The sequence below is a fragment of the Streptomyces sp. SD31 genome (genome assembly GCF_052068475.1).
Taxonomy (GTDB): domain Bacteria; phylum Actinomycetota; class Actinomycetes; order Streptomycetales; family Streptomycetaceae; genus Streptomyces.
This window is the reverse complement of sequence record NZ_JBQHCX010000038.1, coordinates 1-7,298: the sequence shown is the minus strand read 5'-3', so window position 1 is coordinate 7,298 and position 7,298 is coordinate 1. Positions and strand designations below refer to the sequence as shown.

The 7,298-nt window shown below is 73.3% G+C and carries 1 protein-coding gene; it reads right to left on the bottom strand.

Annotation, left to right across the window (positions count from 1 at the left end; all coding sequences use genetic code 11):
• A partial coding sequence (locus tag ACTMVF_RS42265) for an SDR family NAD(P)-dependent oxidoreductase (protein WP_441276408.1) occupies positions 1-7,298 on the bottom strand: 7,298 nt, incomplete at both ends.

Sequence of the window (7,298 nt, the reverse complement as noted above, 5' to 3'; positions counted from 1 at the left end):
CCACCGGGCCACTCCACCGCCGACGTCAACAACTCCACCGAACCCGCAGCCCAATCCACATGCGACGACGGCTCGGTCACGTGCAGTGTCCGTGGCAGCACCCCGTGTTGCAGGGCCAGCACCATCTTGATGACACCAGCGACGCCGGCGGCGGCCTGGGTGTGGCCGATGTTGGACTTCACGGAGCCGAGCAGGAGGGGCTGTTCGCGGTCCTGGCCATAGGTGGCCAGCAGGGCCTGCGCCTCGATCGGGTCGCCGAGCGCCGTACCGGTACCGTGCGCCTCCACCGCATCCACATCCGCAGTCGAGAGACCGGCGGAAGCCAGCGCCTGCCGGATCACCCGCTGCTGCGAAGGACCATTCGGCGCCGTAAGACCATTCGACGCACCATCCTGATTCACCGCCGAGCCCCGCACCACCGCCAGCACCCGATGCCCATTGCGCACCGCATCCGACAGCCGCTCCATGACCACCATGCCGACGCCCTCGGACCAGCCCGCGCCGTCGGCGTCCTCGGAGAAGGCCTTCGAGCGGCCGTTCTTGGCGAGGGCGCCCTGGCGGGTGAGTTCGGCGAAGGCGAGCGGGGTGGTCATGATGGTCGCGCCGCCGGCGACGGCGAGCGTGCACTCGCCGCCACGCAGCGCCTGGGTGGCCAGGTGGATCGCCACCAGGGACGCGGAGCAGGCGGTGTCGACGGTGACGGCCGGGCCCTCGAAGCCGAAGGTGTACGAGAGGCGGCCGGAGATCACGCTCGCCGCGAGACCGGTGGCGGCGTGGCCCTCGGTGTCCTCGGCGGAGTTGGTGAGCAGCGTCGCGTAGTCCTGACCGTTCGTGCCGACGAACACGCCGGTCTGGGTGCCGCGCAGGGAGTCCGGGTCGACGCCGACGCGCTCCAGTGCCTCCCAGGTCGTCTCCAGCAGGAACCGCTGCTGCGGGTCCATCGCCAGCGCCTCACGCGGGGCGATGCCGAAGAACGCGGGGTCGAAGTCCGCGCTGCCGTCGAGGAATCCGGCCTCGCTGGTGACGCTCGTCGCCAGCACCGACTCGACGTCCCAGTCGCGGTCGGTCGGAAACGCGCCCATGCCGTCGCGTCCCTCGACCAGCATCTCCCAGAACTCCTCGGGCGTCGTCGCCCCGCCGGCGAACCTGCAGGCCATGCCGACGATGGCGATCGGCTCGTCGTCGCGCACGGGGCCGCGGGCGACCACGGCGGCGTCGGCGGCGACTCCGAGCACCTCGTGGAGCAGGTGCTCGGCGAGCGCGCCGGGCGTCGGGTAGTCGTAGACGAGGCTCGCGGGCAGGCTGCGCCCGGTTGCCGTGCCCAGCTTGTTGCGCAGTTCGACCGCGGTGAGTGAGTCGAAGCCGAGGCCGCTGAAGGGCTTTGTGACGCCCACGGCGGACGGGCCGGCGTAGCCGAGCACTGCCGCGACGGCCGTGCGGACGACGTCGAGCATCACGTCCAGCGGCTCGTCCGCGTCCTGGAGCCTGGCGAGCAGGCCGGCGTCGCCGCGCGGCTCGCGTGCCCGGCTCTCTGCCGCGGGCACGGCGTCCGGAAGGATCGCGATGCCGATGGTCGCGTCGGGTTCGCCGACGGCCCGCCACATCGCCTCCACGGCGAGGGCGGGGTTCATGGCGAAGCCGTGCAGGCCGGCGCCGACGCCCTCCCCTGCGGCCATGCCGGCTCCGGCCCAGGCGCCCCAGGCGATGGAGGTCGCGGCGTGGCCGGCGGTCCGGCGCCGGGTGGCGAGGGCGTCCAGGACGGTGTTGGCGGCGGCGTAGTTGGCCTGGCCGGGGTTGCCGATCGCACCGGCGAGGGACGAGAACAGGACGAACGCGTCGAGGTCCAGCTCGCGCGTCAGCTCGTCGAGGACGAGCGCGGAGGCGACCTTGGCGCGGAACACGTCCGCGAACCGCTGCGGCGTCAGCGACTCGATCACTCCGTCGTCCAGCACACCGGCGGTGTGCACGACGGCGGTGAGTCCGGGCAGGTCGGCGAGGAGGGCGCGGACGGCGTCACGGTCGGCGACGTCGCAGGCCACCACGTCGGCCCGTACGTGCTCGCGCAGTTCGTCCCGCAGCGCGGCGGCGCCGGGCGCGTCCAGGCCCCGGCGGCTGGCCAGAACGACCCGCTCCACGCCCCGCTTGGCGAGGTCACGGGCGACGTGCGCGCCGAGCGCGCCGGTACCGCCGGTGATCAGGACGGTGCCGGTCGGCTGCCACGCCGTACCGGCCGGGCGCGGTGCCTTGCCGTACCGGCGGGCGAAGACGCCCTCGGGCCGGACGGCCACCTGGTCCTCGTCGCCCGCGAGTACGGCGGCAAGCAGCTCGGGTGCACCCTGTACGTCGACCAAGCCGCCCCACTGGGCGGGCAGTTCGAGCGCGGCGACGCGGCCGAGGCCCCAGACAGCGCTCTGTCCCACGTCGGCGATCGGCTCGCCCGCGACCGAGACCGCGCCGCGTGTGACCGCCCACACCGGGGCGGCGATGCCGCGGCGCGCCAGCGTCCGGACGAGTTCCAGCGTGCCGGACACGCCGGCCGGGACACCGCCCGCGTCGGTGCCGTCCGACAGTGCCAGCAGCGAGACGACGCCGTCGTACGGCGTTTCGGGCAGTTCCTCGACGATCGTGCCGCCGACCGCCGCGGCGACCTCGACGGCCCAGGCGTCGTCGGCCAGCCCGGCCGGCACCACGACCAGCCACGTGCCGGTGACCGAGCCCGTCGGTGTGACCGGCGTCCAGGACTCGCGGTGCCGCCAGGAGTCCACGGCGGGCTGTGCGGAGGCGGTGGCCTCCAGCGGCGTCGGCCAGTAGCGCTCGTGCTGGAAGGCGTACGTCGGCAGGTCCACGCGGCGGGCGCCGGTACCGGCGAACAGCGGCACCCAGTCCACGGTCACGCCGCTCACGTGCAGCCGCGCCAGGCCTGTGACCAGCGCGGACTCCTCGTCGCGGTCCTTGCGCAGCACCGGGGTGATCACGGCATCCGGGGCCGTCTCGGCGACCATCGCGGACAGCACACCGTCAGGGCCGATCTCCAGGAACGCCGTGGTGCCCGCCTCGCGCAGCGCCGTGACGTTGTCGTGGAACCGCACCGCCGCACGGACATGACGGACCCAGTACTCGGGGTCGGTCACGTCACCCGTCGTCACGACCGGGATCGCCGGCTCGTGGAACGTCAGGCCGCCGACCACCGAACGGAAGTCGTCCAGCATCGGTTCCATCAGCGGTGAGTGGAAGGCGTGGCTAACCGGCAGCCGCTTGGTCCTGCGGTCGGCGAAGTGTTCGGCGATCCGCTCGACCTCGGCCGCGTCGCCCGCAATCACCACGGACGTCGGCCCATTGACGGCCGCGATCGACACACCGCCGGTGAGATGCGCGGCGGCTTCCTCCTCCGTGGCCTCGATCGCCAGCATCGCGCCGCCCGCGGGCAGCGCCTGCATCAGCCGGGCCCGCTCCGACACCAGCGTGCAGGCGTCCTCCAGCGACAGCACCCCGGCCACATGCGCGGCCGCGATCTCACCGATGGAATGGCCCGCCAGCTGATCGGCCCGCACACCGAGCCACTCCGTCAGCCGGTAAAGGGCCACCTGGAGGGCGAACAGCGCGGGCTGGGTGTGGCCGGTCCGGTTCAGCAGCTCCGCGTCCGCACCCCACATCACCTCGCGCAACTGCGGGTCCAGGTGGGCGAGTACGTCGTCCAGAGCACCCGCGAAGACGGGGAACCGCTCGTACAACTCCCGGCCCATGCCCAGCCGTTGCGCCCCCTGCCCGGAGAACAGGAACGCGAGCTGCTGCTCGGTGGCCTCGCCCCGGGCGATCTCCGCTCCGTCCGCGAGGACCACCCGGTGCTCGAACCGGCTACGACCGGTGGCCAGGGAGTAGGCGATGTCGAGGGGACTGGCATCGACCGCGGCGAGGCGGGCGACCTGGTCGGCAAGAGCCTGCTCGGTGCGGCCCGACACGAGGACCGGGACGACACCCGGCGTCACGCGCACCGGCTCATCCCGCTCCGGGGCGGACTCCGGCGCCTGCTCGATGATCACGTGCGCGTTGGTGCCGCTGACGCCGAACGACGACACACCGGCCCGGCGGGCGCGGCCGGTGGCCGGCCAGTCACGGCGTTCGGTGAGGAGTTCGACGCTGCCGGTCCCCCACTCGACGTTGGTGGACGGCGCGTCGACGTGCAGGGTGCGGGGTACGACGCCGTGCCGGAGCGCCATGACCATCTTGATGACGCCGGCGACGCCGCCGGCCGACTGCGGGTGGCCGATGTTGGACTTGATGGAGCCCAGCAGGACCGGTGTCTCGCGGTCCTGGCCGTACGTGGCGAGCACCGCGCCCGCCTCGATGGGGTCGCCGAGCGTGGTGCCGGTGCCGTGCGCCTCGACCACGTCGACGTCGGCGCCGGAGAGCCCGGCGTTGGCGAGGGCCTGCCGGATCACCCGCTGCTGCGACGGCCCGTTCGGCGCCGTAAGGCCATTGGACGCACCGTCCTGGTTGACGGCCGAGCCGCGCAGAACGGCGAGGACTTCGTGACCGTTGCGCCGGGCGTCGGACAGGCGCTCCAGCAGGATCACGCCCGCGCCCTCGGACCAGCCGGTGCCGTCGGCGGCATCGGCGAACGCCTTGCAGCGGCCGTCGGGGGCGAGACCTCCGGTGGCGGTGAAGGCGGAGTAGGCGTTCGGCGTGGTCATCACCGCGACACCGCCGGCGAGCGCGAGGTCGCACTCGCCGTTGCGCAGCGCCTGCGCCGCCCAGTGCATCGCGACCAGGGACGAGGAGCAGGCGGTGTCGACGGTGACGGCCGGGCCCTCCAGGCCGAGCAGGTAGGAGATACGGCCGGACAGCACACTCGCGGAGAACGCGGTGGTGGCGTAGGGGCCGGTCTCCTCCACCGAGCGGTTCAGCAGCGACTCGTAGTCCTGTCCTGTCGTACCGACGAAGACACCGGTGGGGCTGCCCTTGAGTGTGACCGGGTCGATGCCCGCACGCTCCAGCGCCTCCCAGGAGGTCTCCAGGAGCAGACGCTGCTGCGGGTCCATGACGACGGCCTCACGCGGCGAGATCCCGAAGAAGCCGGCGTCGAAATCGGCGACGGCGTCGAGGAATCCGCCCTCGAACGTGGCGCTGGCCAGGCTGTCCAGGTCCCAGCCACGGTCGGTGGGGAAGCCGGAGACGGCGTCGCGGCCGTCGAACACGAGCTGCCACAGCTCCTCCGGCCGGGTGACGCCACCGGGGTAGCGGCAGCCGATGCCGACGATCGCGATCGGGTCGTCGGAGGCGGCCGTGGCGGCACGCACCTCGGCGGGGGCGTCGGTCCTGCCGAAGAGTTCCTCGCGCAGGTAGCCCGCCAGCGCGGTCGCGGTCGGGTGGTCGAACACCACGGTCGTGGGCAGCGGCAGGCCGGTGACGGCCTTGAGCTTGTTGCACATCTCGACGGCGGTCACCGAGTCGAAGCCCAGTTCGCGGAAGGCCCGCCCGGCCGGCAACGTGTCGGTCTCCGCGTAGCCCAGGGTCTTGGCGGCCTCGGTGCGCACGAGGTCGAGCAGGGCCCGGTCGCGCTCCACGGCGGACAGCGCGGCGAGCCGCTGCTTGAGGGCCGACTCGTCCCGTTCCACGGGGCTGTCGGCGAGGGCCTGACGTACTTCCGCGATGCCGTTGAGCAGGGGGCTCGGCCGCTCGGCGGTGAAGCTCGGGGCGAACGTCGCCCAGTCGATGTCGGTGACGGTGAGCTGCGTCTGGTCGTCGGCGACCGCCTGCCGCAGCACGGCCATCGCCAGCTCGGGCGCCATCGACCCGATGCCACGGCGGGCGAGTTCGTCGTACAGGCCGTGGTCGGCGGCCATGCCCGCGTCGGCCCACGCACCCCACGCGATGGACAGGGCGTGGCGGCCCTGGGCGCGGCGCAGTCGGGCGAGCCCGTCGAGGTAGGCGTTGGCGGCCGCGTAGGCGGGCTGTCCGCCGCTGCCCCAGCTCGCCGCGCCGGACGAGAACAGGATGAACCTGGCGTCCGGCGCCAGCTCGTGCAGGTGCCAGGCCGCCGCCATCTTGGCGTCCAGGATCCCGGTGACAGCGTCGAACGACAGCTCGCCGACCGGTGCGTCACCCGTGCCGAGGCCCGCCGCGTGCACGACGACGGTCAGGTCGTCGACACGGTTCACGACGGCTTCGAGCGCGGCGCGGTCCGCCGCGTCGCAGGCCTCGATCGTCACCCGGGCACCGAGCGCCTCCAGTTCGGCCCGCAGCTCCTGCGCACCGGGCGCATCGGCACCGCGGCGGCTGGTCAGTACGGCGTGCTCGGCTCCGGCCTCGACCAGCCAGCGGGCGACATGGCCGCCCAGCGCGCCGGTTCCGCCGGTGATCAGGGCGGTGCCGGTGGTGCGGAATTCCGGCCCGTTCTGGGCCGTGGCCCGCACCAGGCGTCGGGCGAAGACACCGCCCTGCCGGACGGCGACCTGGTCCTCGGTACCGGTGAGCACCGCCACGAAACGCGCCGCCGCCCGGTCGTCCATCTCTTGCGGCAGGTCGATCAACCCGCCCCAGCGGTACGGCAGTTCGAGCGCGGCCACCCGGCCGAGTCCCCACAGCGCGGTCTGCGTCGGGTGCGCGACCTCGTCGTACGCCGCCTGCCGGGTGACCGCCCACACCGGCGCGGAGATGCCCGCATCGGCCAGCGCCTGCAGCAGCGTGACAGTCAGGGCGAGACCGGTCGGGTGGTCCGGCGTGCCGATGAGGCCGGTCAGGGCCACCACTCCGCTCGGCACGACCGCGAGGTCCACCAGCCGGGCGGCGAGTCGGGCCCGGTCGGCATCCGCCTCGACCTCGACCCGTACGACGTCCGCGTGCGCGCCGACGGCCGTGATCACGTCGGCATCGGTCACGCCGGCCGGGGTGACGACGAGCCATGTCCCGGACGGCGTCCCGGACACCGTGACGGGCGCCCACTGGTCGCGGTAGCGCCAACCGTCGATCGTGGAACGGGCCTTGCGCTGGGCACGCCAGGTCCGCAGCGTGTCGGCGAGCGTTTCGTCGGTGATGCCGATCGTGTCCAGTTCGCCGTTGTCGACGAGGGTCCAGAACTCTGCGTCGACGGGGTCGCTCTCGGCCGCACCCGGTCGCAGGGGTTCCGGCCAGTAGCGGGAGTGGTCGAAGGCGTAGGTGGGGAGGTCGATGCGGCGGGCTCCGGTGCCTTCGTAGAACACCCGCCAGTCGACCTCGATGCCCGCGGCCCACGCCTCACCGAGGGAGAGAGCGAACCTGGACGGGCCACCCTGGTCCCGGCGCAGGGAACCGACCGCCAC